This is a genomic window from Neohoeflea coraliihabitans (assembly GCF_019334345.1).
In the GTDB taxonomy this organism is placed as follows: Bacteria; Pseudomonadota; Alphaproteobacteria; order Rhizobiales; family Rhizobiaceae; genus Pseudohoeflea; species Pseudohoeflea coraliihabitans.
Map to the genome: position 1 here is coordinate 995,894 of NZ_JAHWQX010000002.1, position 26,904 is coordinate 1,022,797.

The 26,904-nt window shown below is 62.4% G+C and carries 27 protein-coding genes, 2 tRNA genes and 1 other RNA gene; 10 read left to right on the forward strand and 20 right to left on the reverse strand.

The annotated features are described in order from the left end of the window. Positions 1 to 11: 11 nt before the first annotated feature. From KY465_RS10645 to KY465_RS10680, 8 genes are all read right to left on the reverse strand, one after another. The gene (locus KY465_RS10645; RefSeq protein WP_219201616.1) at positions 12 to 293 is read right to left on the reverse strand and encodes a hypothetical protein; all 282 of its coding nucleotides are present in this window, start codon (positions 291 to 293) and stop codon (positions 12 to 14) included. Between the two features lie 278 nt (positions 294 to 571). Beyond that, complete coding sequence (locus KY465_RS10650) at positions 572 to 1,057, reverse strand: c-type cytochrome (RefSeq protein WP_219201617.1); 486 nt, start codon at positions 1,055 to 1,057, stop codon at positions 572 to 574. Continuing rightward, on the reverse strand, positions 1,054 to 1,197 hold the full coding sequence (locus tag KY465_RS10655) for a hypothetical protein (RefSeq protein ID WP_219201618.1): 144 nt from the start codon (positions 1,195 to 1,197) through the stop codon (positions 1,054 to 1,056). Before KY465_RS10655 ends, KY465_RS10650 begins: the two co-directional genes overlap by 4 nt. Then, positions 1,190 to 1,693, reverse strand: coding sequence for a DUF411 domain-containing protein (locus KY465_RS10660; RefSeq protein WP_219201619.1), 504 nt, complete (start codon positions 1,691 to 1,693; stop codon positions 1,190 to 1,192). The genes KY465_RS10655 and KY465_RS10660 overlap by 8 nt, the downstream gene beginning before the upstream one ends. 11 nt (positions 1,694 to 1,704) lie before the next feature. Further along, positions 1,705 to 2,517, reverse strand: a complete 813-nt coding sequence (locus KY465_RS10665) for a WD40/YVTN/BNR-like repeat-containing protein (protein ID WP_219201620.1) — start codon at positions 2,515 to 2,517, stop codon at positions 1,705 to 1,707. A 258-nt stretch (positions 2,518 to 2,775) separates the two neighbouring features. Continuing rightward, on the reverse strand, positions 2,776 to 3,120 hold the full coding sequence (locus tag KY465_RS10670; protein ID WP_219201621.1) for a hypothetical protein: 345 nt from the start codon (positions 3,118 to 3,120) through the stop codon (positions 2,776 to 2,778). A gap of 382 nt (positions 3,121 to 3,502) precedes the next feature. Further along, on the reverse strand, positions 3,503 to 6,097 hold the full coding sequence (locus tag KY465_RS10675; protein WP_428982979.1) for an NAD-dependent epimerase/dehydratase family protein: 2,595 nt from the start codon (positions 6,095 to 6,097) through the stop codon (positions 3,503 to 3,505). A gap of 218 nt (positions 6,098 to 6,315) precedes the next feature. Then, positions 6,316 to 6,750: a CBS domain-containing protein gene (locus KY465_RS10680; RefSeq protein ID WP_219201623.1), complete on the reverse strand. Its 435-nt coding sequence runs from the start codon at positions 6,748 to 6,750 to the stop codon at positions 6,316 to 6,318. A 283-nt stretch (positions 6,751 to 7,033) separates the two neighbouring features. On the opposite strand from KY465_RS10680, the gene KY465_RS10685 reads away from it, so the two are divergent. Further along, positions 7,034 to 8,380: a dihydrolipoyl dehydrogenase family protein gene (locus tag KY465_RS10685; protein WP_219201624.1), complete on the forward strand. Its 1,347-nt coding sequence runs from the start codon at positions 7,034 to 7,036 to the stop codon at positions 8,378 to 8,380. Positions 8,381 to 8,796: 416 nt separating this feature from the next. On the opposite strand, the gene KY465_RS10690 is transcribed toward KY465_RS10685, so the two are convergent. Next, positions 8,797 to 8,886: transfer RNA gene (locus KY465_RS10690), tRNA-Ser, on the reverse strand. A gap of 230 nt (positions 8,887 to 9,116) precedes the next feature. On the opposite strand from KY465_RS10690, the gene KY465_RS10695 reads away from it, so the two are divergent. From KY465_RS10695 to KY465_RS10715, 5 genes are all read left to right on the forward strand, one after another. Continuing rightward, on the forward strand, positions 9,117 to 9,434 hold the full coding sequence (locus tag KY465_RS10695; protein ID WP_219201625.1) for a hypothetical protein: 318 nt from the start codon (positions 9,117 to 9,119) through the stop codon (positions 9,432 to 9,434). 54 nt (positions 9,435 to 9,488) lie between these two features. Beyond that, positions 9,489 to 10,160 (forward strand): peptide-methionine (S)-S-oxide reductase MsrA, encoded by a 672-nt coding sequence (gene msrA, locus KY465_RS10700; protein WP_219201626.1) that lies wholly within the window; start codon positions 9,489 to 9,491, stop codon positions 10,158 to 10,160. 245 nt (positions 10,161 to 10,405) lie between these two features. After that, positions 10,406 to 11,419 carry a BMP family lipoprotein gene (locus KY465_RS10705; RefSeq protein WP_219201627.1) on the forward strand — a complete coding sequence of 338 codons (1,014 nt, stop codon included), beginning with the start codon at positions 10,406 to 10,408 and terminating at the stop codon, positions 11,417 to 11,419. A 166-nt stretch (positions 11,420 to 11,585) separates the two neighbouring features. Further along, entirely contained in the window at positions 11,586 to 12,209 is a 624-nt protein-coding gene (locus KY465_RS10710) for a ribonuclease D (protein WP_219201628.1), read from the forward strand. A gap of 13 nt (positions 12,210 to 12,222) precedes the next feature. Beyond that, positions 12,223 to 13,089, forward strand: coding sequence for a DUF817 domain-containing protein (locus KY465_RS10715; protein WP_219201629.1), 867 nt, complete (start codon positions 12,223 to 12,225; stop codon positions 13,087 to 13,089). A gap of 388 nt (positions 13,090 to 13,477) precedes the next feature. Here KY465_RS10715 and rpsA read toward each other — a convergent pair whose 3' ends face one another. The 4 genes from rpsA to aroA form a co-directional block, all read right to left on the reverse strand. Then, positions 13,478 to 15,184: a 30S ribosomal protein S1 gene (gene rpsA / locus KY465_RS10720; RefSeq protein WP_219201630.1), complete on the reverse strand. Its 1,707-nt coding sequence runs from the start codon at positions 15,182 to 15,184 to the stop codon at positions 13,478 to 13,480. 164 nt (positions 15,185 to 15,348) lie between these two features. Next, positions 15,349 to 16,014 (reverse strand): (d)CMP kinase, encoded by a 666-nt coding sequence (gene cmk / locus KY465_RS10725; RefSeq protein WP_346432623.1) that lies wholly within the window; start codon positions 16,012 to 16,014, stop codon positions 15,349 to 15,351. Between the two features lie 32 nt (positions 16,015 to 16,046). After that, entirely contained in the window at positions 16,047 to 16,697 is a 651-nt protein-coding gene (locus KY465_RS10730; protein WP_219201631.1) for a 2-hydroxychromene-2-carboxylate isomerase, read from the reverse strand. 2 nt (positions 16,698 to 16,699) lie between these two features. Further along, on the reverse strand, positions 16,700 to 18,055 hold the full coding sequence (gene aroA, locus KY465_RS10735; protein WP_219201632.1) for a 3-phosphoshikimate 1-carboxyvinyltransferase: 1,356 nt from the start codon (positions 18,053 to 18,055) through the stop codon (positions 16,700 to 16,702). Between the two features lie 281 nt (positions 18,056 to 18,336). Here aroA and KY465_RS10740 point away from each other — a divergent pair, with 281 nt between their 5' ends. Continuing rightward, positions 18,337 to 18,744, forward strand: a complete 408-nt coding sequence (locus KY465_RS10740) for a TIGR02300 family protein (protein ID WP_219201781.1) — start codon at positions 18,337 to 18,339, stop codon at positions 18,742 to 18,744. Positions 18,745 to 18,895: 151 nt separating this feature from the next. Then, positions 18,896 to 18,971, forward strand: a tRNA-Ala gene (locus tag KY465_RS10745). A gap of 37 nt (positions 18,972 to 19,008) precedes the next feature. Here KY465_RS10745 and KY465_RS10750 read toward each other — a convergent pair. From KY465_RS10750 to ffs, 7 genes are all read right to left on the reverse strand, one after another. Continuing rightward, positions 19,009 to 19,329 carry a hypothetical protein gene (locus tag KY465_RS10750; RefSeq protein WP_219201633.1) on the reverse strand — a complete coding sequence of 107 codons (321 nt, stop codon included), beginning with the start codon at positions 19,327 to 19,329 and terminating at the stop codon, positions 19,009 to 19,011. A gap of 122 nt (positions 19,330 to 19,451) precedes the next feature. Continuing rightward, a complete protein-coding gene (locus tag KY465_RS10755; protein WP_219201634.1) occupies positions 19,452 to 20,711 on the reverse strand; it encodes a lytic murein transglycosylase in 1,260 nt (419 codons plus the stop codon). Positions 20,712 to 20,783: 72 nt separating this feature from the next. Beyond that, positions 20,784 to 21,902: a DegT/DnrJ/EryC1/StrS family aminotransferase gene (locus KY465_RS10760; RefSeq protein ID WP_219201635.1), complete on the reverse strand. Its 1,119-nt coding sequence runs from the start codon at positions 21,900 to 21,902 to the stop codon at positions 20,784 to 20,786. 160 nt (positions 21,903 to 22,062) lie between these two features. Then, positions 22,063 to 22,668, reverse strand: a complete 606-nt coding sequence (gene recR, locus KY465_RS10765) for a recombination mediator RecR (RefSeq protein WP_219201636.1) — start codon at positions 22,666 to 22,668, stop codon at positions 22,063 to 22,065. 109 nt (positions 22,669 to 22,777) lie between these two features. After that, positions 22,778 to 23,101: a YbaB/EbfC family nucleoid-associated protein gene (locus KY465_RS10770; RefSeq protein WP_219201637.1), complete on the reverse strand. Its 324-nt coding sequence runs from the start codon at positions 23,099 to 23,101 to the stop codon at positions 22,778 to 22,780. Positions 23,102 to 23,149: 48 nt separating this feature from the next. Continuing rightward, on the reverse strand, positions 23,150 to 25,033 hold the full coding sequence (locus KY465_RS10775; RefSeq protein ID WP_219201638.1) for a DNA polymerase III subunit gamma/tau: 1,884 nt from the start codon (positions 25,031 to 25,033) through the stop codon (positions 23,150 to 23,152). Positions 25,034 to 25,129: 96 nt separating this feature from the next. After that, positions 25,130 to 25,226, reverse strand: an RNA gene (gene ffs / locus KY465_RS10780) — signal recognition particle sRNA small type. 110 nt (positions 25,227 to 25,336) lie between these two features. On the opposite strand from ffs, the gene KY465_RS10785 reads away from it, so the two are divergent. Together KY465_RS10785 and nudC are read left to right on the forward strand one after the other, a co-directional pair. Then, on the forward strand, positions 25,337 to 25,741 hold the full coding sequence (locus KY465_RS10785; RefSeq protein WP_219201639.1) for an HIT domain-containing protein: 405 nt from the start codon (positions 25,337 to 25,339) through the stop codon (positions 25,739 to 25,741). A gap of 136 nt (positions 25,742 to 25,877) precedes the next feature. Beyond that, positions 25,878 to 26,840 (forward strand): NAD(+) diphosphatase, encoded by a 963-nt coding sequence (gene nudC / locus KY465_RS10790; protein WP_219201640.1) that lies wholly within the window; start codon positions 25,878 to 25,880, stop codon positions 26,838 to 26,840. The last annotated feature ends 64 nt before the right edge of the window (positions 26,841 to 26,904 follow it).

Sequence of the window (26,904 nt, forward strand, 5' to 3'; positions counted from 1 at the left end):
GGTTTTCTGGTTCAGTTCTTGGTGAGATCCGGCTCTCCGGCCGGATTGCTCTTGCTCGTGCAAGATTTCGAGTTACTCTGCATGCAGAGCCCGAGCCCGAGCCCGCACATCAGGGTGCAAGGGGCGAGGCTCAGGATCAGCGGCGCCGCACCCACGGCGGTGAGCCACCCCCAGTTTAGGGCGAGACCAGCCGCAATAAGCGTCATCGCTGACAACACCAAGCCCCGGCGGCCAAGCGGCAGGCTCCGGGGAAAGGCTCGCGGTGTCCCGGGCACGGTTGTTGTCTCGTTCATGGGTGCTGGTTCCTTTCGTTAATATGGTGCTGGATTTGAGCGACGGCTTTAGGACCGAAGGGTGGATACCAGAAGGCACAGATGTCCAGGAGCACAATGCGACCTTCAGACTCCGCAGACGTCGGTTCACGCCCACCTCCGCCCACGAAAGGCGGCGACCAGAGATTGCGCAGAGCCCATGCAGGGCCATCGTTGATCGGGCGACCGTGGGCGCTATCAATCTGTTTGTTCGCCACTCTTCATGAGCCGCGCTCGGACTGCAACCGGCGAATCCGCGCTCATGATCCGCCTTGGTCATTTGCGGTGACGTTCGCCTGAAAGGCGCGCTCTCGGTCCGGCCATGTGCTCTTGATGAAAACGAGGACCGCCCGGATCTCTTCGTCTGTCAGCACGCCTTCATAGGCGGGCATGTCGCTCTCGTAGCCCGGCACGACGCCGCCGACGCCGAGTTTCGTGATAGTGAACAGATCCCGGTCTGCATGATGCCAGGTATGGCCGCTCTCGTCATGCGGTGGCGCGGGCATCCTTCCCGTGTCAAGCCGCCGCTTCCAGTCCGGCTGGCCCCCAAGGCTGGCGCCGTGACAGGAGGCGCAGTTTGCCGCGTAGACTTCCTGGCCACGGGCGATCTCGTCCGTCGTCACGGGCTCGCCCATGAAGCTCAGGCCGTCTACAGGCGCCTCGCTAACCTGTTTTTGTGTGAATACGGCGATGGCCGCCAGGCCCACAACTGCGATGCCGAAAAGGATGGTCGATTTGCGCTTCATCTCGCCCCCCGCAGGTATTTCACCAGCGCCACGAGGCTGAGGACGAGGACCGTGACGACCAGAAGCAGAACCAGCCCGCCGCCGATCATCATCGCGCCCATCATCGGCCCGTTCATCATTCCCATCATACAGTCATTCATCGGAATACACCGTGATACCGTTCTTGCCGAAGGCGTAGGTCTTCAACGTGCCGGACTTCTCTCGGGCCATGCCCGGAGCATTCGCCGGCATGCCGGGGAGCGTAATGCCGGCAATTTGCGGACGCTCGGTCACCAACCGCTCGATGATCTCCTCTGGCACGAGCCCGCTGACGTAGTAGCCGTCGATTTTGGCGAGGTGGCAGCCGAGTCCCTGCTCGGGAACCCCTGCCTCGACGGAGCGCCGATCGAAAGCCGGGTCGTCGACACGCGCCACCTGATAGCCCTTTTCTTCGAGGTATGTGGCGTAGGAATCACAGCATCCGCAGCTCGGATCGCGCCAGATCGTGATCTGCTTCGAGGACACCGCCTGTTCCGAGACGGCGGCATCAGCATTGATCGACCGGCTTGAATCCTGTGCTGACGAATACGTGGCGAAGGCAAGGCCTCCAGCAACCGCGATGGTTGCGATTGAGGTGAGTGCAAATGCGTTCTTCATGGTAAGCTCCTTCATATGACCGCAAGCGCGGACCAGGTGGCGCCGCCATCGCGGCTCTGCTTCAGGCCGCCATCCAGCGCAGCGACGATGTGGTTGGGATCGACCGGGTGGACCGCCACCGCGGAGGCGTACCCGTACACGAGGTGCGACCAGACGACGCCGCCGTCGCGGGAGGTCCAGATGCCCGACGGCAGGGCCGCGTAAAGCGTCTCTGGCGCGGACGGCGCGCTGGCCAGCGCATGGATCGGATCGCCCGCCGGAAGCGGCGCTTCCGATGGCGGCGCATCGCCGGACACCAGAGCATCCATCGCGTCGCCCGGCTGGACATCCTGCCAGCGACAGAAGCAGTCGGGAACGCGGGTCAGGCCCGCTGGGGTGCCGGCATAGATCCAGATTCCACCCATGCCCGTAGCCAGATCCACCGAGGTGAGTGCAAGCAGGTCGCGTTCGGCGTCCGCGAGCCAGGGGCGGTCCATGGCAAGGCTCCAGTTTTGACCGACGTCCTCGCTCTTCCAGAGCCCGTCGCCCTGGACCGAGGCATAGATCATGTCAGGCTGCCCGGCCGCCATGGCCACAGCGTCGACTTTTCCTTCGGTGAGACCGCGGGAGCGGCCTTCCCAGGTGCGTCCACCATCTTCAGACAGCGCGACGCCACCAGATGCGAGACCGGCAATGATCCGGCCGGGCCGTTCGGGGTGCGTCGCGAGAGCCGGGACGACGGCAGGGACCGGCAGCGCCGTCCATGAGCTTCCGCCATCATCGCTGCGGAGCAGGTCTGAACCCGCCGCAAGCAAAGCGTCACCGTCGAAGGCGAGCGTCACCATTGCTGGCTTCACCGGTTCAGCGGCATTAAGAACCTTCGGTAGTGCCAATACGCCTACCGCGGTCCCGGAATACAGTAGGAAGCTGCGACGTCTCAGCGTCGGATAAGTTGGGCCGGGCATGGTAACTCCTGATCAAACCCTTGGTCCTCCGCCGCGGCCGGAAGGCACGCGATACGGGAAAGGACTGCACTTCGGGGCGCATTCGCCGCCGAGGCGTTCGATGACATGCCGACTGCGCAGGTGCCGCCGCACATCAGATCAGATGAGGGTTCGAGGAGGGTGCTTGGCTGGGGGGCTCGAAAGGCCGCAGAAGTCCTGCGTCACCGCTGGCCCAAGCGCCTTACGTGGAGACGAAACGATGCCGTATGCCTGCGGCGCAACCACAGCTGCGAAACTGCCGGTTCCGCAGACGAGGTCGCACGCGAGACCCGTTTCGCCCGCGCCGGTGTCATCACAGGCGTCGCAGTCGGACATCGGCATCGCAGCACCACCGGAGGCGATCATGGCGGCAGCCATATCTGCCGAGCCCGCCGCATGCGCAACCGAACTCCCCGCGAACACGGCGAGGACGGCAACGAGAATCAGGCGGGCTACGAACTTCATTTGGGTACTCTATTCCGCGTTGGGCCCGGTTCCACCGAGCGGTGTACGCAATCGTCGGATGAATGACTGGACGTCATCGGTCTTCGGATATTTGGTCCATTCAGGCCGTTCCGGAACATGCGAACTCGTTCATGATGCGACGATCAGGACGGTCGTCGCACTGACAGCGCTTCCTTCCCACACATCACCCATGTTCAAGGCCGAGTCTTCTTTTACACTATCCTTAAGCGAACACATAGGGCTTCCAGCCACTGGAGGGTCAAGCAAGGGTCCAAAAATTTCTTCGGTCGCCGCCACAAAACCTGTGCCGGCGAATCTGGTGAACACTGCTCCGCCCTCAGGAATCGTCGTTCTGCGGAGAGGCTGAGTTCGAGGATCTGCATCAAACGATATACCTGTCCCAACTTCCATAGTGCTCCTTGCTGCGGCGCCCGTGTGGAAGGCTCAGCGGTATCAGGGCAAGGCCAGCCGCCATCCCCACAAGACTTCCCGCTATGGTTCCGCCTTCCAGAAAGAGCGGGGCGACGATCAGCCACACACCAAAAAGGATATTGAGAAACCTCAGCGGACGCGCCACCTCGGCCCAAGCGATGACTGCAGTGGTCAGGACCAGCGCTCCTATGAGGTGATCGCTGTTCGCGAGCGCGGCTTGATTGCCGAAAATTGCGCGCGAGAGCATCAGCATGGTTCCGATCCCGGCGCTAAGCCCCAAGGTCCAGGGCACGGTGACGCCACGCGCGCTCTGCCGGAGGATCTCCATGGGTCTCGCGTCGAAGCTCATCTCTCCGCCCGTGCGGCCACCCGGCAGCGCGTCGCCCTTGAAGAAGGCACGCCAGAAGGGCCGGCCACGCCGCGTGTTCCAAACCATGAACTGGATCATGGCCACAATTTCATCCAGCGAGAAGGGGATCATGATCAACATCGCCAGCGCCGCCATGAGGCAGAGTGTGCAATAGGTCCCGATGGCGATCGGCTGGATGATGATAAAGTAAATACTGACAACGCCCAATGGTCCCACCACAATTCCGAAGAGCGCCACCATCCAGGGCATGGTGCGCCAGCGCAGGCGGCTTCCCATGACCCCCATCAGGATCTCGAACATGTAGCTCATGGCGCCAAGTCCGCCATCTGCTATCGGCCAAGCCTTCGAAACGTCGGAGGTGATGATGTATTCGGTGCCGTTGAGCGCCGAGGGCGCTGAAAAGAAGGGTTCCCACACGCCGACGATGTGTCCGAGCTGATAGGCCGTAAGGATTCGCGACAGGATGAAGCCGATTGCCCCCAGGGCAATGATAGGAAGGCGCTGGACATAGGTCGAGGGGCAGTAGGTCCATCCCGGTGGAATGTCCGTATTGTCCATCATGCCTTCGCGTGACATGCCGGGCATCATCGGGATCAGGATGGTCAGCGCGATCACCAGTGCGCCGATGAGCGTATCATTGGCATATACCGCCGCATCCGGGGTCCAGAAGACAATCGGCGCGGCCAGGAGCCAGACGCCTAGTCCGGCATTCGCCCATTGCGCCCAGCCCATGCCGGGGCGGAGCGAAAGGGCGGCGAAGATCATGATGGCGAGTCCGGTGAAGACGTCGTTCCAGGCTGTCAGCCAGCTTCGCGTGGCGGCGGCCCAGAGACCGCGATCCTCGGTCACGCGCAGGACAGCGGCGCTGAATTCGGTCTGGTCGAAGGTGCCGAAGACCGACGGCGCCGTGGCAAGCCAGAGCCCCAGCCCCATGACCAGCCAGTGCACCCAAAGCATCGAGAAATGCATCTGCCGCATGTGAGCCGCATGCTCGCGGTTGGCCAGATCTTGCTCGGCGGGGGGCGGCACCTCGTCAGCCTCTTCTTTGGCGGCGGCCTTCTCGACCTTCGCACCAGAGACGCGGGCAGCGTTCAGGCCGTTGCTGCGATACCAGTCGAAGGGGTCGTCCTTCAGTTTCTCGACGATGCGGGGGATGTCGTCGCGCAGGCTGTGCCGCGGCGTCCATCCGAGCTGCTCCTTGGCGGCCGTGAGGTCGAGCTCGTAGTGATCGCTGGAAATGTCCACCATCCATGCACGGATGAATGCGTTCTCGCCGAGCACCTGGTTCTCCATCCAGGCTCCCAACTTGGCCAGCCGCGGCGGAATATTCCAGGTGACCCAGTCTTCGCCGTGCAGCTCCCGGCCGATCAGGCGCTGGAGCTCACCGAAGGGCACGGGTTCCTCTTCGCCCAGCAGCAGCGGTAGAACCGCAGGGAGATCGGAACGCCGGTCGACGATGCGCTCCACCGCATCAAGCAGGTCTTCGAGATGCAGGAAGGCCTGCCCTCGTGCCAGATCGCCGGGGTAAACCTTGCCGCTGAACCGCCGCTCGGAAATGCGGGCGATCTGATGGGCGAGGAAGGTCGAATGGCCAGCGTCGTCATAGACGCCGGCCGGGCGCATTAGCACAAGCTTCTCCTTGCCCCGCTCCGCGCGCAACATGGCTTCCGTGCGGATCTTCGAGGCGCGATAGGGCAGCTTCGCGTCGAAGGGGTGATCTTCGGCGATCGGCCGCCCCGGCGCGGTCGGGGCGTGGGCGAGCATGGTCGAGGCGAAGACGAACTGCTCCAGCTCGAACTCCTGGAGCCCCGTCAGAAGACGCTTGGTTCCCTCTACCGTCACCGCGTCGTAGGCACCGCTTTCCTCCCCCGTCAGGTCGAAATAGGCGGCGAGGTGAATGCAGGCGGCGATGCGGTCGCCATAGGCAAGGCGCACGCGGGCAAGCGCCTTGTCGACGCTCGCCTGATCGGTGATGTCGAAACAGACGCATTCAGCCTGATGCGGCGGGTGGGGCGGCGAGTGCCGGTCCAGTCCGACGACCCGGTGGCGGTCGTGCAGCCGCCGTACCACCGCAGATCCCAGAAACCCGCTTGATCCGGTGACGATGACTACGGATTTTTCGTGCTTATCCAATGGCTCGCCAGCCTCATTTGCGGAGGTACTTGACCAACGCAACGACGATGAGGATCAGCACCACCGCTATGAGCAGCCAGACAAGACCCATGCCGAACATCATGCCGCCGCCCATCATTCCATCCATCATGCTCCTGCCTCCTGCTTCGTTTCAGATCCGGTCGGTGTTCACTCGGCTCTTCCATCAGGTTCCAGCGCCCGATGTGGGGCCGCCCGTCTCGTCTGGCACGCGAAGTGGACCTGATCGCGCCCTCATTTCGTCAGCAGCAGCCCGATTTGCGCTCGGGCTTCGAAATCTCCTGAACGAGATCGGCCGTTTCCTGACCGCTGGCACCGCGCGCAACGTCGGCCTGGGCGACCATCCCGCAGCACTTTCCGTTCCCATCCGTAACGATTGCGCGCCGCACCTGGTGCTCCTCCATCTTGTCGCAGCACGCCGAGACGTCCTCCTCCGGAGTCGTGGTCATGACGTCGGTGGTCATGATCTCGGACACCGGGGTGTCGCTTCCTTTTCCCTCCGCGACGGCGCGGCAGCAGATGTCGCGGTCGGTGACGATGCCCACCGGCTTTTCCTCTTCGTCAAGAACCGGGAGGGAACCGACCGACTTCTCGGCCATAATGATGGCGGCATCGCGGATCGGGTCGGTGCGACGGCAGCAGGCCGGGTCGCGGCTCATGATTTCGTGAACTTGCATGGCGTGTCTCCTTGGCTAACTGTCCAAGAACGGCTCAATTCCCGGCAGGTTCCAAGCCAGCGCCTGCGGCGCGGCTGACAGATCAAAAACGGGCCCGCCTACAGGAAAGCGCACCGCCGCGATCAGGGCTGCGCCTCATCACCTCTGGCGCCAAGCCCCCGGATGAAGGCTCGCATGATGGCCCGCATGGTTCCCATGCTTGCCGGCCTTGTCGGCGCCGGGGCCCTGGCCGGCTGGCTGGCTGCTCGCGGCAGCCGGCGAACCTGACTAGAGGAGTTTTACGATGAGCAAGACCTACGACGTGATTGTTATCGGCAGCGGCACCGCTGCGACCACCGTGGCAAAGCGTGTCAGCGCCGCGGGCCGAAGCGTTGCCGTGACGGATTTTCGCCCCTATGGCGGCACCTGTGCACTTCGCGGCTGCGATCCCAAGAAGATGCTGATCGGGGGCACCTCTGCCGCCGACCACGCCCGCCGGATGCAGGGCAAGGGAGTCGAGGGCGACGTGCGGATCGACTGGCACGAACTGCTGGAGTTCAAGCGCGGCTTCACGGACCCTGTGCCGGAGAAGAAGGAGAAGAGCTTCTCCGAAAGCGGCATCGCGACCTTCCACGGGCAGGCCCGCTTCGTTGGCCCAAACGCTGTTGAGGTCGATGGCGAAACGCTGGAGGCCAAGCACATCGTCCTGGCGGCCGGGGCGGAGCCGATGAAGCTGGGCATCCCCGGTGAGGAGCACCTGATCGACAACAAGGGCTTCCTTGAGATGGAAAGCCTGCCGCGCCGGATCGTGCTGGTCGGCGGAGGCTACATCGCCGCCGAGTTCTCCCATATCGCCGCGCGAGCCGGGGCCGAGGTCACGATCCTCCAGCACGGTGAGCGGATGCTCAAGGGCTTCGATCCGGACCTGGTCGGATGGCTGATGGAGAAGTACGAAGAGATCGGCGTGACCCTGCACACCGGCACCGAGGTCAAGCGCATCGAGAAGACCGGCGACGCCTTCCGCATCACCGCAGCCGGCGACGACGGTTCTGAAATCTTCGAAGCGGACCTGGTCGTGCATGCCGCTGGCCGCAAGCCCGACTTCGAGCCGCTCGACCTTGAGGCCGGTGGGGTGGAACTGCGGGACGGCAAGCTGGCCCTCAACGAATACCTGCAGAGCACGTCGAACCGGGCCGTCTATGCCGCCGGCGACACTGCCCAGATGGGCCCGCCGCTGACTCCCGTGTCCAATCACGACGGCAATGTGGTTGTGGCGAACCTGCTGGAAGGCAATCACAGCACGCCGAACTACAAGGGCGTTCCTTCGGTCGCCTTCACCCTGCCGTCGATTGCTCGTGTGGGGCTCGACGAGGCCGAGGCCCATGGACAGGGATTGAAGTTTCGCATGCAGTGCGACCGGACGCCCGGCTGGTTCTCGACGCGCCAACAGGCGGAATCCGTCTCGGGTTACAAGGTCCTGGTCGAGGAAGGCAGCGAGCGCATCCTGGGCGCCCACCTGCTGGGACCGCACGCCGACGAGGTCATCAATGTCTTCACCCTGGCCGTGCGGCACGGGCTCACGGCCGACCAGCTCAAGGACACGATGTTCGCCTATCCCACCGGGGCGTCTGACATCTCGTCGATGCTCTGAGTGAGTTCCGCGAGCCGGACGAGACTCCGACAGCGCCCATCTTTCCGCCGACCTGCGCGTTGAAGGCATCGCGCTGCGAGCCTCGGTTTTTTCATCGTGCCTATCGGGACCGGACGTTCTGGTCCCCACGTTCCCCGAGTAACCGGCTCATTCGGGGCCAAAAAGCAGACGCCGTCGAGCGAGCGGCATCAGCAGCTCGATCGGCGGGCGGCAGCAAAGCGGAACAGACGGAGTGGGAAATCGGGCGCCGGGAAAGACAGAGGCAGGCCAATTGCGCCGTGAAAAACGGCGGCGGTAGAGCGGAGCGCGAAGCTTCAAATCCCTGCGCCAGCGCAGATGAATGTTAGGGACGGTGTTGGGGAGGATCTCCTGCCGATCAGAATCACAAAGCAGAAACAACCTGTTAAAAAGAAGGATGGCGGAGAGAGAGGGATTCGAACCCTCGAGACGGTTACCCGCCTACACACTTTCCAGGCGTGCGCCTTCGACCACTCGGCCACCTCTCCGCTTTCACCGGCGCGCCCCCTCAGACATACAAGCTTGAACAGGGCGCGGCGACGTATCCGGCGCAATGGTCCGGAACGCGCGGCACTATAGTCGGAACACTTGCAATGGCAACCGCTAATTCGCGTGCTTTTCAAGGCTTTTGCGGTCCTGTCGGCGGGCGGCGTTGCACTGGCGCGCCGCCACCCCTATTTCTAGTCGAGCAGCATCGAAATATGCGGGGGAGATCCGGGTGCGTTTCGTTCTCAGGCTCATCAGTTTGTTCTTTCTGGTCATCGCGGTGATCACCGGCGTCGTCGATGCCATACAGTCGGTCAGCAGCGGGATGTTCGACCCGACGATACTGGGACAGGCCTGGTTTGAATTCAGTCCCGGCACCCTAAATCAACTGCAGGCGGTGGTGCAGCGCTACGTGCATCCGCTGGTCTGGGACCCGGGCGCGCAATGGCTGCTGACGCAGCCGGCAGCGGCGGTGTTCCTGGCGCTGTCCTTGCTGTTTTATCTGCTGGGCTATCGTCGCCGGAAAGCCGCCGGCCGGTTCGCAGCCTGAATGAAGGGGCCATTTCGCGGCCCGAATCCGATGAGTGGCCCGAAAGGATGAATGATGTTTGCAAGTGCAGCAATGAACAAGAAAACACGCATGCCGGAAGCCAGCGAAGCGCTGCCGGGCCGGGCGGAAGCGATTGCCACAGCCGAACGGAATTTTGTCACTGGCGCAGCCTTGAAAGCGGACGTGACCGCGGGGCACGAAGAAGCCTTTTTCGGCATGGGATGCTTTTGGGGTGCCGAGCGCCTTTTCTGGGAAACGCCCGGGGTGATCTCGACGGCAGTCGGATATGCCGGCGGCCTGACGCCCAATCCAACCTATCGCGAAACGGTGACCGGTTTGACCGGGCATGCTGAAATCGTCCGCGTCGTCTTCGATCCGGCGGTCGTCGGTTATGAGAGATTGCTGGCGCTCTTTTTCGAGGCGCACGATCCGACCCAGGGCATGCGCCAGGGCAATGATGTCGGCACCACCTATCGCTCGGCCCTATACACGACCAGCGAAGCGCAGCTGCAGGCAGCACGCGACGCAGCCGAGGCTTACCAGAAGGCTCTTGACGATGCCGGCCATGGGGGCCGGGTGACGACCGAGATCCAGCCGGCGCCCGCGTTCTTTTATGCCGAAGAAGAGCATCAGCAGTATCTGGCGAAGAATCCGCAGGGCTATTGCGGGCTGCGCGGCACCGGCATCGCCTGCCCGATTCCTTCCTCTAGGGAAGCTGCCGGGTGAGGATGCCGCGGTTCGCGATGGCAGGTGGCAAGGCCGCGCACACCCGTGAAATCAACGTTGGAATCTGAGCAAAGCCGTGCAAGGATGCGGCGACCGGCACCCCTGCCTGCGAGATGATCGGTATGCGCCGATATCGTCTGCCAGGCGGGAGCGCGACGGGGAACAAAGAGCTATGTGAAAACACAGCGTGAGATTGCGCGGCAATGAACCGCGCCCATCTCCCAATAACCACAGGGTCGCATCCTATGAAACGCACACTCCTCAGTCTTCTGACGATTTCCGCCATGGCCGCCACGTCGGCAATGGCTATTGTCCCGGCGTCCGCCGAGGATATCAAACCGGCGCTGATCTACGATCTGGGCGGCAAGTTCGACAAATCGTTCAACGAGGCCGCCTATAACGGAGCCGAGAAATTCAAGGAAGAAACGGGCATCGAGTATCGCGAGTTCGAGATCGCCAATGATTCGCAGCGCGAACAGGCCCTGCGCCGCTTCGCCCGGGATGGCAACAACCCGATCGTCATGGCCGGCTTCTCCTGGGCCTCGGCGTTGGAAAAAGTGGCCGCTGAGTATCCCGATCTTGATTTCGCGATCATCGATTCATCGGTCGATCTGCCCAATGTTCGCTCCGTCGAATTCAAGGAACAGGAAGGCTCCTATCTGGTTGGCGTGCTGGCGGCGAAGGCGTCCGAGACCGGCACCGTCAGCTTTGTCGGCGGCATGGACATCTCGCTGATCCGCAAGTTCTCCTGTGGGTACAAGGGCGGCGTGTTGGCGACCAATCCCGATGCCAAGGTGCTCGAGGCGATGACCGGCACGACGCCGGATGCCTGGAACGACCCGGTCAAGGGCGGTGAAATTGCCAAGTCGCAGATGGACCAGGGCTCGGATGTGATCTACGCCGCCGCCGGTGGCACAGGATTGGGCGTGCTGCAGGCTGCCGCCGACGCGGGCAAGCTGGGCATCGGGGTCGATTCCAACCAGAACGGCGAGCAGCCGGGCTCGGTCCTCACCTCGATGATCAAGCGGGTCGATGTGGCCGTCTATGATGCCTTCATGGATGCCAAGAATGGCGAGTTCGACTACGGCGCCAGCGTGCTCGGTCTCGCGGAAGACGGTGTCGGCTACGCCATGGACGAGCACAACAAGGATCTGGTGACCGACGAAATGAAAGCTGCGGCGGAAGAAGCGCGGGAAGCGATCATCGCCGGCGATATCGAAGTGCACAATTACATGTCGGACGAGTCCTGCCCCTACTAAGGCAGACCGAGCCGATCAGGTAATCATCATGCCAAGCGGCCGGGTCCTGTGACCCGGCCGTTTTCTCATGCCGGGGGCCGACGATCGCCTGCGCATTTGCCGGTTCGGCGAATTGCTCTATAGCCGGAGGCTCAACAGGGCCGGAAGCTCAACAGGGAATAACTCGATGACTGAAATCAGACTGCACAAGGGTGACATCAGCGCCGCGGACGCGGCCCGCTATACCGGCGATATCGCGATTGATACGGAAACGCTGGGGCTGATCCCACGCCGCGACCGCCTCTGCGTGGTGCAGCTCTCACCCGGAGACGGCACGGCCGACGTGATTCAGATCGCCGCCGGTCAGCGCCAAGCACCGCATCTTACCGCCCTGCTCGCCGATCCGGCGCGGCGCAAGCTGTTTCATTTCGGCCGTTTTGACATTGCTGTGTTGTTTCACAGTTTCGGCGTGACCTGTGCGCCGGTGTTCTGCACCAAGATCGCCTCGAAACTGACCCGCACCTATACCGACCGGCACGGGTTGAAGGATGTCACCCGGGAGCTTCTGGACATTGATCTGTCGAAGCACCAGCAGTCTTCGGACTGGGCGGCCGACACTCTCAGCCAGGCGCAACTGGATTATGCCGCATCGGACGTGCTGCACCTGCATGCGCTGGTGGACAAACTCAGCGAGCGACTTGCGCGCGAGGGCCGGAGCGAGATTGCAGCAGCCTGTTTCGATTTTCTGCCGACACGGGCCAAGCTTGATCTGATGGGCTGGGACGACACCGACATTTTCGCGCACAGTTAGGATCGGCAAGGCCATGGGCTCGTTCCCGCACGCCACCGGCCCGTGGCTGGAGCCGTTGCGGCAGCGCATCAGGACGCTGATCGCCCGGCTGCCGCCGGCGCTTGCGGAGTTTCTGATGTTTGGCCTGAAGCAGGCCTGGGCCTGTCTGTTTGCGGCCATCATGCTGGCGCTGCTGATCCTGACCCACCTTGTCTGGGCAGATGACTGGCCGGTCAGCCGCTATGACGCGCTGTTTGTCGCCGCCATTGTCGTGCAGATTGCCTTTCTTGCCTTCAAGCTCGAGAGCCTTGATGAGCTCAAGGTGATTGTCCTTTACCATGTCAGTGGCACGGTGATGGAGATCTTCAAGGTGCGCATGGGCTCGTGGAGCTATCCCGAACCGGCAGTGTTTGCCATCCTTGGCGTGCCGCTGTTTTCCGGCTTCATGTACGGCTCGGTCGGCAGTTTCATCGCCCGCACAATGCGCATTTTCGACATGCGGTTCACGCACTATCCTCCGGTGTGGCTGACCCTGGTGCTTGCCGCCGCGATCTATCTGAATTTCTTCAGCCATCACTTCCTCCCGGATCTGCGCTACGTGCTGATGGCCGCGACTGTCATTGTGTATGCGCGGGTCTCGATCTATTTCACACCGGACCGGCTGACATTGCGCATGCCCCTGGTGATCGCGGCGCTGCTGACGGCCATTTTCCTGTGGCTGGCAGAGAATATCGGCACCGTGACCGGCACCTGGATCTACCCCTCCGAGAGCGGATGGCAGCCGGTGTCGCTGGGCAAATTCGGATCCTGGTATCTGCTGATCTATGTCAGCTTCGTTCTGGTGACGCTGGTGATCCGGCCGGTGCCCCCGGGTGCTCGCACAAAAAGCTCGCAGCGATGAAGGGGCCGGAACCCTTTGCCTTTTCGCGACTTTCCACCCTGCCTGTCCGCATGACAACCGGACATGATCGGTGTGGCTAACTGGGCCTTTTTCCGGTTTCGGTCCAGGGCGGAATTTTCGTTCCGCTGCAATGTTGTTCCCGATCTGCGGACAGCACCTCTCGTTTCCCCAAGACGAGATTGTCTGCCCATTCCTGGTCCTCGAGCGGTCTGTTCCTCCAGCCCGGCCGCCCGAGGAGCCCGGTCAGGCCTACGCCCCCCAAACTCGCATGCCGTTGATGCCACTTCTTGCGGCGCGCTTCCTACAGCGCGCGTCGGTCGCCGACAGGGGCAATAAAAAACCCGCCGGATCGCTCCGGCGGGTTGGTGATGCAAAACGTCGCTGACGCTTATTCGTCGTCGTTCTGCTTCTTCAGGGCAGCGCCGAGAATGTCGCCAAGCGATGCGCCGGAATCGGATGAACCAAACTGGGCAACCGCTTCCTTCTCCTCGGCGATTTCCAGCGCCTTGATGGAGAGCGAGACCTTGCGGTCGCGCTTGGAGAAGTTGGTGACACGCGCGTCGACCGTCTGACCGACCGAGAAACGCTCGGGGCGCTGCTCGTCACGATCACGCGACAGGTCGGAACGGCGGATGAAGGCCGAGACGTCCTCGTGATCGACGAGCGCCACCTCGACGCCGCCATCGGTGATGCCGGTGACCTTGGCAGAGACGATGGCGCCCTTGCGCAGTTCGCCGGAGGCTGCGGCGTCGCCAAGTGCATCCTTGCCGAGCTGCTTGATGCCAAGCGAGATGCGTTCCTTGTCGGTGTCGACGTCAAGAACGACGGCCTTGACCATGTCGCCCTTGTTGAACTCCTCGATGACCTGCTCGCCCGGACGGTTCCAGTCGAGATCGGAAAGGTGGACCATGCCGTCGACATCGCCTTCCAGTCCGATGAACAGACCGAACTCGGTCTTGTTCTTGACCTCGCCCTCGACCTCGGTACCGGTCGGATGGCTTTGCGCGAAAACCTCCCACGGATTTTCGAGCGTCTGCTTGAGACCGAGCGAAATGCGGCGCTTGTTCGGATCGACCTCGAGAACGACGACATCGACTTCCTGGGTCGTCGAAAGGATCTTGCCGGGATGAACGTTCTTCTTCGTCCAGGACATCTCGGAGACGTGGATCAGGCCTTCGATGCCCGGCTCCAGCTCAACAAATGCACCATAGTCGGTGATGTTGGTCACGGTGCCGGTGATGCGCTTGCCCGACGGATACTTGACGCCGATGCCATCCCACGGATCGCTTTCCAGCTGCTTCATGCCGAGCGAGATGCGGTGGGTTTCCTGATTGATCCGGATGATCTGGATCTTGACCGTCTGACCGATCGACAGGATTTCCGTCGGGTGGTTGACGCGGCGCCAGGCCATGTCGGTGACATGCAGCAGGCCATCGATGCCGCCGAGATCGACGAAGGCACCATAATCGGTGATGTTCTTGACGACGCCTTCGACGACCTGACCCTCTTCGAGGTTCTGGACGATCTCCGAACGCTGTTCCGCCCGACTCTCCTCAAGCACGGTGCGGCGCGAAACGACGATATTGCCGCGGCGCTTGTCCATCTTGAGGATTTCGAATGGCTGCGGGATGTTCATCAACGGGCTGACATCGCGGATCGGCCGGATGTCGACCTGGCTGCGCGGCAGGAAGGCAACAGCGCCGTCGAGATCAACGGTGAAGCCACCCTTGACCTGGTTGAAAATGACGCCTTCGACGCGTTCGTTGTCGTTGAACTTCGCTTCGAGACGAATCCAGCTTTCCTCGCGCCGCGCCTTCTCGCGCGACAGAACCGCTTCACCGAGCGCATTCTCGATGCGTTCGACATAGACTTCGACCTCGTCGCCAGGCACCAGTGTGCCGTCCTTCGACTTGGCGCCGAATTCCTTCAGCGGGACGCGGCCTTCAACCTTGAGGCCGACGTCGACAACAGCGACGTCCTTCTCGATGGCGGTGATGATGCCCTTGGCAACATAACCTTCGGCCAGATCCTGATCGGCGATGGATTCGGCAAAGAGGGAGGCGAAATCCTCCTTCTCGGAAACAGCTTGTGACATGAAATCTCCTGGAAGCCGCTGTGCAGCGGCTGAGAGCGCCGGGTTGGTGTTGATCGGGACCTGCGACGCCGCCTGCCCGGTCCCGGTTGTCGGGGCGTGGGGCGGTAATGGCGCTCGTGACGGTGTCGCTGGCTATGGTTCGAGGCGATCGACAGGCGATCCCCTCAAGCACTGCCCAGGGCGGCGTCTGCGATGGCGCGCGCTGCCTTGAACGCCGCTTCTATAGACATTTCGGTGGTATCGATCAAGTGGGCATCGGCAGCGGGCCGCAGGGGCGAGTCGCTGCGGCCCATATCGCGGGCATCGCGCGCGCGGATATCGGCGAGAATTTCGTCATACAGGGCGGGCGTGCCGGCATCGCGGATCTCGGCGGTGCGGCGGAGGGCGCGCGTCTCCGGCGAAGCGGTGACGAACAACTTTACCGGCGCATCCGGACAGACGACTGTGCCGATATCGCGGCCATCGAGGACGGCGCCCGGTGATCTGGCGGAAAACCGCCGTTGCGCCTCGACCAGAGCACGGCGCACCGCCGGCATGACGGCGACCCGTGAAGCAGCCTCGCCGATAGAGTGGTCCGCGAGTATGGCGCGATCGAGGGCGGCAAGATCAAGGACCAAGGCGGTCGCGGCAGCAACATCTTCGCGATCAAGCGGCTGGCCCGCCAGCCGCAAGGCATGCGCGACGCCGCGATAGGTCAAACCGGTGTCGAGATGATGGAATCCGTAATGAGCGGCCAGACGCCGTGCCAGCGTGCCCTTGCCGGATGCCGCCGGCCCATCAATGGCGATGATCCGGTTTGCCTTATCGCGGTCCGCTGGTGCCTCGGTCACTGCCCGACTCCCCCTCCCTGTCTTCGCGCTGTTCACACCTTGCGTTCAATACCGATCCGGACCTGCTCAAGCGCCGCATAGGGCGGGCGGGCAAACAGATCATCATCCTCCAGCCAGGCTTGCAACATGGGCATGGAATCGACGCCCCAGAATACCGGCGCATGATCGCCGGCGGGGACGAATGCCGGAACGCCGAAGACACCTGCAGAGATTGCCTGTTCCGTGTTGGCACGCAGCCTTGCCTTGGCCGCCTCGTCACTGGCAAGAGCGACAGGAACATCGATCCATTCAGCAAACGCCGCCAGCTCGGACGCTTCGTCGGGAGCCCGGCCATGTTCGAAGATGAACTCAAATGCCTTGCGCACGGTGGCCAGGTCGGCGCCGGCTCCGTCGTTGGCGCCGGCGAGAAGCCGCAATGCACCGAGAGGATTGAAGGGATGGCGTGGCGGGAACCGCATGGCGAGGCCTGCTTGTTCAGCAAGAAAGCAGGCGAGGCGATAGGTATGCAGCCGCTTGGCGGAAATCTCTGCCGGTCCCTTCTGGCCCCAGTGACCGAGTATGGCGCCGAGCAGGACCGGTACCGGCCGTATCTCATAGGCTTCCGGAAATTGCTTCAGCCGGGCCAGGGCGACATGCGCGAAGGGCGAGATCAGATCATAATAAAAATCGATCGCGCGTTGCATGATCACACCTCTTCAATCGCCGCGCCGAGTTCGCCCATCAACTGCATGAATTCCGGGAAGCTGGTGGCGATGATGGCGCAATCATCGACCGTCACCGGATGTTGGCTGGCCAACCCCATAATGAGAAAACTCATGGCGATGCGATGGTCAAGATGGGTAGCGACGGCTTCGCCTTTCGCATTTCCCAATCCCTTGCCGTCCGGTCGCCCGCGAACACTGAGCCAATCCTCGCCTTCCGTGCAATCGACACCGTTGAGTTCGAGGCCACGGGCGACCGCGGCGAGGCGGTCACTCTCCTTGACGCGCAGTTCGTCGAGGCCGCGCATGACGGTTTCGCCCTCGGCAAAGGCGGAGGCAACGGCGAGCACGGGATATTCATCGATCATCGAAGGGGCACGATCGGGAGGCACAGTGATCCCCTTCAGGCGCGAGCCGCGAACGCGCAGATCAGCGACATCTTCCCCGCCGGCAAGACGCGGATCAAGAACTTCGATCGAGCCGCCCATCTCGCGCAATGTCTGGATCAGCCCGGTGCGGGTCGGATTCATCAGCACATTGCGAATCAGAACATCGGAACCATCGGCGAGCAGGGCCGCGACCAGCGGAAACGCTGTCGAGGAGGGGTCTCCCGGCACATCAATATGTTGACCGGTCAACGCGCCCTGCCCCTCAAGCCGTATGGTGCGAACGCCATCCGGCCCGGTTTCAACATCGAGGGCGGCGCCGAAGCCCTGCAGCATTTTTTCCGTATGGTCGCGCGTCATCACCGGCTCAATGACGCTGGTGATGCCGGGCGTGTTGAGACCAGCCAGCAGAACCGCCGATTTGACCTGAGCCGACGGCATCGGAACGCGGTAGGCGATCGGCGCGGCAACGCGGGGACCACGCAGGGTCACCGGCAGACGGTCGCCCGGTTGTGCGGTGACCTGAACACCCATCAACCGCAAGGGATCGATCACCCGGCCCATCGGACGGCGCGACAGCGAAGCATCGCCCACAAAGGTGGTGTCAAAGTCATAGACACCGACGAGCCCCATCGTCAGGCGGCAACCGGTGCCTGCATTGCCGAAATCCAAAGGACCATCCGGCGCCAGCAGGCAGCCATTGCCGGTGCCGTTGATCACCCAGCAATCGTCTTCCTTGCGCAGCGTGGCGCCCATTGCCGCCATTGCCTTGCCGGTGTTGAGTACATCTTCGCCTTCGAGAAGGCCGGTAATGCGTGTCTCGCCGCGCGCCAGGCCGCCGAACATGAAGGCGCGATGCGAAATCGATTTGTCGCCAGCAATGCGAATGTCGCCGGAAAGAGCCGTGGAGCGGCGCGCGCGGGCCGGACGAAGAGTTTGTGCGTGTGCGGTCATCGTTCCACTCGAAACCAGGTCATGTGATGGCCCCGCCTGCGGGCGGCATGTGCACGGAAGGCAGCAATAGCAAGCGCGGGCCGATGGATCAGGTTGCGCGGCCTGCCTAGCACAGGCACCATGAGCCGTCATCCATTCTCTGGCATGATTTAAATGTGTCGCGGCGCACAATCTAGATAGGCTTTGACAGAGCTTGCCAAGATGATTATGGGGACCTCCGAACGCGGAAAGCAGGCTTGCAAGACATCCGGCTTTCCATAATGGCAAGAGGGTTTTCTCAAGTGGCTAAACCGGAACTCGGAAGCAAGCGCGTCTGCCCGGAAACGGGTCGGAAGTTCTATGATCTGAACAAGGATCCGATCGTCTCGCCCTATACAGGCAAGGAATATCCTCTCTCTTATTTCGAGGACACCGCTGTCAGCAAGGTGCCCGAAAAAGAAGAACCGGCCGTCGCGGAAGTGGACGATGAGAACGAGGCCGAAGTGGTCGAAGTTGTTTCTCTCGAAGAAGCCGATGACGAAACCACGAAAACCGGCAGCAAGGACGCCGACATTCCCGATTTGGATGACGACGATGGCGTTGAAATCGAGGATGATGACGAGGATGACACGTTCCTCGCAGATGACGATGATGATGACGACGACGTCAGCGACATCATCAATGTGAATGACGACGACGACGACAGCTAGGGTTGCTGTCATGCGGTGCAGAAAGTTACGTCGGCGCCGCATTTGGTCTTGATCTTGTGATCATGCGGACGTAATAAGCCGCACCGTCGGTCCGGACATCAGCGATGCACCGACCGGCAATCCCGGAGGATCGTTTCGATCCATTTGGCTTGGGGCCATAGCTCAGCTGGGAGAGCGCCTGCATGGCATGCAGGAGGTCAGCGGTTCGATCCCGCTTGGCTCCACCACCAACCTTCCGTAGAAATTTCGCCTGGAACGACCCGCCTAGCGGCGGTGAAGCCAGGTGATGCCGCGGCCGTTCTGTCCGAGGATCAGCCCGGCCACAAGTCCGACCATGCCGCCGAGAATAAAGGCCGAGGACACCGTGCCGGGATTGTCGCGCACAGCGCCGGAAACGCCTTGAGCCTGCGTCTTGAGCGCGGTGCCAGCGGAAGCGGCGCGATTGGCCATGGCCCGATTGATCTCGCCGATCTCATCGCGCAGTTGCGCAATCTGGTTCTGCAATGCCTGGAGGGTGCCGCCATTCTCGCTGTCAGCGAGCTGGCTTTCAGGTGTCAAACGGGGTTCATTGGAAGGATTGGCCATTTCGAGCTCCTCGCTGGGGGTATCCTGACTTAACGATACCCCCGCTTCCCGGTTCCCTGTCGCATCAGTGCAAATAAGCCGGCATGAGCGCGGCGAGCGGGGCCGGGTGCAAAGCGCGCCTTTCAGCGCAGCATTTGCGCTGTGGGGAAACAGGTCTGACGCTTGCCATTCTTTTCCTGCCACTCGCCGATCGAACGCCTGGTCTTGTAGCCTGGAAGACCATCGGCGCCGCCCACATCATAGCCGGCTTTCTCGAGGGATCGCTGCAAGGTTGCGATGTCAGATCGCAGCATCGCTCCGAGGTTCTGCCATGAGGTTACAAAGCCGCCGGAGCCATAGGAGATACGGTCGGCGAGATTGCCTATGAACAGGGCGTAGAGGTCGGAATTGTTGTATTCCTTTATGACGTAGAAATTCGGTGTGACGATGAATTGCGGCCCATAGATGCCCGCCGGCACCAGCATCATGCCAGACGCTTGCCGCTCATGAGCGGGAAACGGCCGGCCTGAAATCCGGATGATGCCTGCCTCGGTCCATTGTGCGATCGTTCGGGAGCGATCCATTCCCTCGAATGCGCAGGACATGCGCTCGGGGATAACCACTTCGAACCCCCAATCGCGGCCGCGCACCCAGCCTTTTCGGGCCAGGTAATTGGCGATGGAGGCAAGCGTGTCCGGAACCGAATTCCAGATGTCGGCGCGGCCGTCTCCATCAAAGTCAACGGCATGCTCGAGATAGCTTGAGGGCAGAAATTGCGGCTGGCCCATCGCGCCGGCCCAGGATGATTTCATTTGCGCCGGCGTGACGTGACCCTTCTCAACGATCCGGAGGGCGGCAAGCAGCTCCTTGCGAAACAGTTCCGGGCGCGTCGACATGAATGCTTTGGTGGCCAGAACTTCGAAGGCGGAGTGCGGGATACTTGCGGATCCGTAGCCGGATTCGCGTCCCCATATGGCGACAATGATGCCGGCAGGAACGCCCCATTTGCGCTCAATCGCTGCGAGCGTGGCGGCATGGCGGCGGGCCAGCGCGGCGCCGGTGGACGCCAGTGACCGCATGCGTTTCTCGGCGAAATAGGCTCCGGGGCTGCGAAATTCAGCCTGGCTTTGGGCGCGCTTCTTCGGCGCCGGAAAGCCGGGCGGGGCGAGGTCGGGCAGCTTCCAGTTGAGGTCGACCGATGCGAGCGCTCGGTCGAAAGTGCGCCGCGAGACGCCCGCCTGGCGAGCCTCTGGCCACAGATCACGTTCGAGCCATTGCTGGTATTGCCTTTCGACGGCGGCGCGGCTTTGCGCGCTCGCGGCGTGTGGGATCCACGCAGCAAGGCACAGGGCGGTGAGGGCCGGCAGACAAGCGCGGATGATGCGGACCAGATAGCGAATCATCCGGCGAGTCTAGCGCAAGCGACAGGCGGCGCGAAGCAGCCCGTTCGCGACCGAACGGCGTCTCATGGCCTGCTATTTGTAGAAATCGAGAATGCGCTCACAGACACGGTGCACATCCTCCTCGGAGAGATAAGGGTTCATCGGCAGGCTCAGCACACGATCGGCGAGGCGTTCGCTGACCGGCACCGAACCGACGCCCTCGCCATGCGCTTCGTAAGCCTTCTGAAGGTGCATCGGCTTGGCATAAAAGACCATGCTGACAAGATTGTCTTCAGCGAGATGCGCGCGCAACGCGTCGCGGTCGTCGGCCTGGACGGTGTATTGCGCCCAGGCGGAACGGGAATCGGGCACCCGCGCGGGGATTGTGACGACGTCTTTCAAATGCGCGTCATAGATTCTTGCCACCCGCTCACGGGCATCGAGCTCATCTTCGAAAATCTGCAGCTTCGCCGAGAGCACAGCGGCCTGAATGGAATCGAGACGGGCGTTCATGCCGAGGCGGACAACATCATAGCGGTGCTCACCTTCGCCATGGGCGCGGATCGAGCGGTATATCTCGGCCAATCTGTCATTGTCGGTGAAGATCATGCCGCCATCCCCGTAACAGCCCAGTGGCTTGGTGGGGTAGAAGCTGGTGGTCGTGCAGTCGGCGAGACTTCCGATCATCCGGTTGCCGGATTTGCCGCCGATCGACTGCGCCGCATCGGCAATCACGAAAAGGTCGTGTGCGGCGGCCAGTTCGCCGAGCGCCGTGTAATCGGCCGGCTGGCCGAAGAGATCGACCGCGATGACGGCGCGCGGCGTCAGTTTTCCAGCTTTTTTCACCGCTTCGATGCGTGCTTCCAGATCCGCGAGATCAATGTTGAAGGTTTTCTCGTCGACATCGACAAACACCGGCGTGGCATTGCCCATCAGAATTGCTTCGGCGGTGGCGACATAGGTAAAGGATGGGACGAAGACGGCATCCTTCGGTGTCAGTTCGAGACCAAGCAATGCCATGATAATGGCGTCGGTGCCGTTCGAGACCCCGATGGCGTGACGGACATTGAGATATTCGCCAATCTCAGTCTCGAAATCCTTGACCGCCTGGCCAAGCACATATTGGCCGCTGTCGAGAACGGCGGCGATGTTGCCATCGATACGGTCCTTGAGCCGGGCATATTGCGATTTGAGATCGATGTACTGGACCATGACAAGCCTTTTTAGCAACGTGCCCGCCGGCCGGGCCTTTCGGAGCCGGTGCGGTATCCCGGCCGGTTGTGCTTAGCAAAGGAAAGTTAAGAAAGGCCAGTGCCGAATTGCTGCAGGCTGTTGCGGCGCGTGAAGCGCGCCTTTCGAAACGCGCACCGGCTCAAAAGGATGTCCGCGAGCGCAGGGCCGCTGCCAGAGTGCCTTCATCGAGATAGTCCAGTTCCCCGCCAACCGGAACGCCATGCGCGAGACGGGTGATGGTGACATCTGAACCGGCGAGCTGATCAGTGATGTAATGCGCAGTGGTCTGGCCTTCGACCGTGGCATTGACGGCGATGATGATTTCCTTGATCGCGCCGCCGGCAACCCGTTCGACCAGCGGGCCGATCGTCAGATCCTCGGGACCGATGCCATCGAGCGGCGACAGCGTCCCGCCCAGGACATGGTAGGCGGCATTCATCGCAGCGGCGCGCTCCAATGCCCACAGATCGGACACATCTTCCACGACGATCAGTACATTCTGGTCGCGGCTGGGATCGGTGCAGATGGTGCAGGGATCGGAGGTGTCGGCGTTGCCGCAGGTCGAGCACATGACCACGCGGTCATTGGCTTCGCTCATCGCGATGGCCAGCGGGGCCAGCAATTGCTCCTTCTTCTTGATCAGGTGCAAAGCCGCCCGTCGTGCCGAGCGGGGACCGAGACCGGGCACGCGCGCCAGAAGCTGGATCAGCCGCTCGATTTCGGGTCCGGTGACTTTCTTGGCCATAGCTTCGCCTTCAACGCCTCAGAATCGTTCTGCACCAGCCGGACAGGCCTTCGGGAGCGGCCCGCTGCAGGCGTCCCGCCTGCCCGGCGGCTCTCCTCCAGTGCATCGCTTAAAAGGGCAGTTTCATACCGGGCGGGATCGGCAGTCCGGCAGTCACTTCCTGTGTTTTTGCGGCGATCGCCTCTTCGAGACGCGTGCGGGCATCGTTATGCGCCGCGAGGATCAGGTCTTCGAGGATCTCGACCTCGTCTTCCTTGAACAGCGACGGATCGATCGACAGCGACTGCATGTCTCCCTTGCCAGCCAGTCCGACGCGGACAAGGCCGCCGCCGGCAACGCCTTCGGCCCGCAGCTCGGCAATCTCGCCTTGCAGGCCCTGCATCTTCGACTGGACATCTTTCAGCTTGCCCATCATGCCCATGAGATCTTTCATCGGCCTCTCCTTGTTTCATGTGTGTTGGTTGAGTGCAGCCGGCTGAGGCTACAGCATGTCGTCAGGTTCGCCATCGGCCGCCGGCAGAATGTCGCCTTCGTCGGTTTCGCTGACGAGGTCAGCGGACAGGTTTTCTTCTGTGTCAAAGATGCGCACATCGGTAATACGCGCACCCGGGAACTGGCTGAGGATGGCAGCCACGTCAACATCCTGACGCGCGTCGCTGACCAGCGCATCGCGGCGCGCCGCCTCACCTTCCGCCAGTGTTGGTGCCCCGGCTTCACGGCTCAGCGCCACGGTCCATTTGACGCCGGTCCAGTCGCGCAGCTTCTTGATCAGCTCACCGGGCAGCGTCGGACTGGCATCTTCCGTCAGGTTGATCTCGATGCGGCCCGGCTCGATCCGCACCAGCCGCACCATGGTGCGGATCTGCACCTTGATGGCGATGTCCCGATGCTGTTCGGCAAGAGCAACCAGATCATCCAGCGAGCGTATCGGCACCGTTTCGGCATGTGGCGCGGCGCCGGGGGCGGGTGAGGTGTCCTGAGCCGGCTCGGCGGAATGAGCCAGATGCATGTGCGGTGCGGCGCGGGGAAGGCTGTCAGCGGCGGTGGCCGGTGACATTTCCTGTGGCGCGTGGTGCAGATCGGACCCGACGGCGCGACGGGCAGAGACGCCGGGTTGCGGCGCGGGCGGAGCTGATGCAGCGGGCGGGGCGTCTGCGGCGGCGCCGGCGCGGCCATCGGCAATCAGTTTCGCCGCCTCTTCCGGAGAGGGCAATCCGGCGGCATGGGCAATGCGTATCAGGGTCATTTCCGCAGCGGCGGACTGGCGCGTTGCGGCCTCGGTTTCGCTGATCCCCTTCAAGAGCATCTGCCAGGTTCGCGATAGCACCGAGGTCGACAATGTCGTTGCAAATTCCGCACCGCGCTGGCGCTCGATTTCGGTCAGCGAGGCATCCGACGCTTCGGGGACGAATTTCAACCGTGTAACCAGATGGGTCAGATCCGCAAGGTCGGTGAGCACGACAAGCGGGCTGGCGCCGGCGTCATACTGCTCGCGGTACTGGGCCAGCGTGGCGGCGACGTCACCGGCCATCAGGCGATCGAACAGATCGACGACGCGCGAGCGATCGGCGAGGCCGAGCATGGTGCGCACCGTATCGGCGTCAACGGAGCCGCCGCCATGGGCGATCGCCTGGTCAAGCAGCGACAGTCCGTCGCGCACCGAGCCCTCGGCGGCGCGGGCGATCATGGCAAGCGACTCGCTGTCAACTTCGACGGCTTCCTGGCGTGCGATGGCGCTGAAATGCTCCGCCAGAACGGCAGTGTCGATGCGGCGAAGATCGAAGCGCTGGCAGCGCGACAGCACGGTGATCGGCACCTTGCGGATCTCGGTCGTCGCGAAAATGAACTTGACGTGGGAGGGCGGTTCCTCGAGCGTTTTCAGCAGACCGTTGAAGGCCTGCGTCGAAAGCATGTGAACCTCATCGATGATGTAGACTTTATAGCGCGCCGCAACGGGCCGGTAGCGCACCTGCTCGATGATGTCGCGGATGTCGTCGATCCCCGTATGGGAGGCGGCATCCATTTCAATGACATCAACGTGCCGGCCGTCCATGATGGCCTGGCAATGCACGCCAAGCTCAGACAATTCGACCGTCGGCTGATCGACGGTCTCCGATTGATAATTCAAGGCTCGGGCGAGAATGCGCGCGGTTGTCGTCTTGCCGACACCACGCACGCCTGTCAGCATCCACGCCTGGGCGATGCGACCGGTCTCAAAAGCATTTGTCAGGGTGCGGACCATCGGCGCCTGGCCGATGAGGTCGGAGAAATCGCGGGGACGATACTTGCGAGCAAGAACGCGGTAGCCGTCGGGATCGGCCCCGGCGGCCCGTACCGCCGTGTTCGGACCGGCCTGATCATCCATGCGCCGCACAATTCCTCTTGAACGCGAATACGATTCCGGAAGACGATCTCGACAGTGGTCTCGAATCCGCTCCCGGACAAGGGCGAAAAGTATAGGGTGGGAGGCTGGCACGGTGACCCGTGCCTGGCTCGTTAGGGCTGCTTCCTTCCGGACCTGACCCGGTTGGCGAGTGGCGCGTCCACCACCAACCTCCCGGCCCACATATCGTCAATCAAGGTGGCAAAAGCAAGCCAAAGCCCGGAAAAAATGCTAGGGGATTGGCTGGGGGCATTGGCTGAGGCGACACACAGACGAGGATCATTCATGGTCAAATTTTCGCTCGACCCTCAACTGGCGGCCGACAGTCAGGCAATCAGTCGGCTTGGTCTGTGTGAATTGCGGCTGGTCAATGACAGCCGCTGGCCGTGGATTCTCCTGGTGCCGCAACGTCCGGCGATCGTCGAGCTGTTTGACCTGACACCGCTCGACCAGACGCTTCTGACCTTCGAAACCGCAATGGCGGCAGAAGCACTGAAGGCGGCCAGCGGTGCGGCAAAAGTCAATATCGCTGCAATCGGAAATGTCGTTTCGCAGTTTCACCTGCACCTGGTGGCCCGCAACGTGGATGATGAGAACTGGCCAAAGCCGATCTGGGGTCACGGCAGCGCAGTGGCATGGGAGACCGGGCCGCGACAGGCCTTTGTGCAGCGTCTGCTTGAGGCGCTATGAGCGCAGGCGGCGCTACCATTATTCGCATTGATGGATTGCACATGATGAACGCGGTTCGGCAGCCCGGCTTGCCGAATCGGGCGCGATCGGGCCATCTGCCGGCACCGCAAGTCGCAGCAAGGGATTCTGTCTGACAATGCCTGCCTCCATTTTCGACACCGCCGCTCCGCATGGAGAGGCCAGCCGCCTTGTCGCCTTCGCCGGCAACAGGCTCGATCGGCAATCTGAACATCGCAGCGAAACCGATCTCCCGGATGCCCTCGCGGAGGAGGCGACGCGTTGTTTCGCAATCAGCGGCGGCCGCCTAGTGATGCGGCTTGAGGCGGAACGTCCGGTCGGCGAATTGTCGCTTGCCGAGATCGATGCCTTTGAACCCGATCTCGGTGAAGCGATCCTGCTTGGCCGTGATGAGCAGGGCACGGCGCGGGTGGCCGTGCCTCTGAATATTGCGCCTGAGGCGCTTCCGGAGAATTACAAAGCGATCGACGGGCGTTCGGTCTACAAACAGCAATTGCTCGATCAGCCGATGCTTGGCGCCTATGCGCAAGCCAGCAGCCTGCTGGCATGGGCGGGATCGACGCGGTTTTGCGGCCGGTGCGCCGAACCGATGACTGCCGAGGCGGGGGGCTACCGGCGGCGTTGCGGTGCATGCGGCGGCCTTGCATTTCCCCGCACCGATCCGGTGGTCATCATGATGGTCATCGACACGGCGTCCGAGCAGTGCCTGCTCGGTCGCAGCCCGCATTTTGCCGCCGGGATGTATTCCTGCCTGGCGGGCTTCGTCGAGCCGGGAGAAACCATCGAGGACGCGGTCCGGCGCGAGACATTCGAGGAGTCGGGCATCCGCGTCGGCAAGGTGCGCTACCACGCCAGCCAGCCCTGGCCGATGCCGCACACGCTGATGATCGGAGTTTTCGCCGAGGCGCTGAGCCGGGAGATCGTCGCCGACACGGCGGAACTTGAAGATTGCCGCTGGTTCGATAGGGCGGATACGGCGGCGATGCTGTCGACGTCGCTCGGCGAAGCGGCGGAGACGCCGCCGCCCGGGGCCATCGCGCATCGGCTGATGCGTGACTGGCTGGACTGGCCGCGAGAATAAGGGACGCGCCGAAGCTATAGTGCGCTGTCCTCGCCATGCTCGGTCAGCGGCTTACTGCCCTTCC